Raw genomic sequence first — 708 nt, forward strand, 5'->3', positions numbered from 1 at the left:
CAACCTTCACTTGAACCTGGTCATTACCCAGCTCGTCTTTGTTGATCACGCCATCATCTGGATTGCGGTCATCCACGATGGTCACGAGCGGTGCGTAGTCACCGTCATTGATGAACACCGTATCAACCGTCGCGTTGTCGCTGCCTTCCTTCGATACGTTGCCGTCGCGGTCGGTCTGCGTCGCATCCACTTTGATGCTCGCGCCCTCGGCCACGGTTTCTGTCCAGGTGATGGTGCCATTCGCGTACGTGTATTCTGTGCCAGCCGCATCGACCAGCTTGCCTTCGTCGTTCAGGCTCAACGTCACTGTGCTCTCGACGCCACCATTGGTGATGGTCAGGTTCACTGAACCACCTTCCGCAAGCTCTGCACCGTTCACCGATACGCTCACCTGAACGTTGTCGTTACCCAGCTCGGCTTTGTTGATCACGCCATCGTCTGGATTGTTGTCATCCACGATGCTCACGCTTGGTGCGTAGTCACCGTCATTGATGAACACCGTATCAACGGTCGCGTTGTCGCTGCCTTCCTTCGACACGTTGCCGTCGCGGTCGGTCTGCGTCGCATCCACTTTGATGCTCGCGCCCTCGGCCACGGTTTCTGTCCACGTGATGGTGCCATTGTTGTAGCTGTAGTTGCTGTCGCTTATCTCGCCGTCTTCATTCAGGCTCAGCGTCACTGTGCTTGCGCTGCCACCATTGCTGATGG

1 pseudogene is annotated in these 708 nt (G+C 56.8%); it reads right to left on the reverse strand.

Annotation, left to right across the window (positions count from 1 at the left end):
• A pseudogene (locus EYW48_RS21350) lies at nucleotides 1-708 on the reverse strand (hypothetical protein); the annotation flags it as partial.

Origin of the sequence: Vibrio sp. 1180_3, assembly GCF_029478545.1 — a bacterium.
Taxonomy (GTDB): Bacteria; Pseudomonadota; Gammaproteobacteria; order Enterobacterales; family Vibrionaceae; genus Vibrio; species Vibrio aestuarianus.